Raw genomic sequence first — 595 nt, 5'->3', positions numbered from 1 at the left:
TCGGCCATACCGTCGCTGCCGCCGACCCAGTCAGCGAAGGCGTCGCTCACATCCGCGTCGCAATCACATCGCCTGGGTAACTACAGTTGTGGAAGTCAGGTCAGATGTCTGCGCCATGTAGTGTTCTTGATCCTTAGGGATTGTCGACCTGCAACGTTTCATTCGCGTCATGTGTTTGCCATTGATATGACGGCTCAGGGGCATAGCGAGGGCTGACCTTGATTCGGGTCGAATCGAACTTCCCGCCCATCTGGGTCGCCTTGCCGACACGGACCTCAAGCAGCATCTTGATCAACCTTCGTTGCTCAATTAGGTCCAAGCGCTCCCAAGCCTCTTCCACATCCTCGGCCTGGATCAGGGCTAGTACTCCCGCGTCGAAGACCGGAAGCGCTGGGGCCCGGGCGAACTGTTCATTCTGAAGGTTCACGCGCTGTTTTATCGAGGCGTGCATAGCCAGGGTGAGGTTGCCCGCCGAATACTCCTCTGCCGCCCTGACTTCCACAATTTTTGGGGTTTTCTTTGTGTCTGGAACTGTTTGTGCTGGTCAGCGTGTTGTGCGGTTCGCTCGTGGGTAACTACATGGGTGTCTGGAATG

At 56.5% G+C, this 595-nt stretch carries 1 protein-coding gene; it reads right to left on the bottom strand.

Annotated features, from left to right (window positions below; translation table 11 throughout):
• Positions 1-133 precede the first annotated feature (133 nt).
• On the bottom strand, positions 134-502 hold the full coding sequence (locus tag ACFFN1_RS13535) for a hypothetical protein (RefSeq protein WP_376841356.1): 369 nt from the start codon (positions 500-502) through the stop codon (positions 134-136).
• Between the last annotated feature and the right edge of the window lie 93 nt (positions 503-595).

It is taken from the genome of Brevibacterium otitidis (assembly GCF_042429315.1).
Taxonomy (GTDB): Bacteria; Actinomycetota; Actinomycetes; order Actinomycetales; family Brevibacteriaceae; genus Brevibacterium; species Brevibacterium otitidis.
This window is presented reverse-complemented; position numbering and strand designations above follow the sequence as displayed.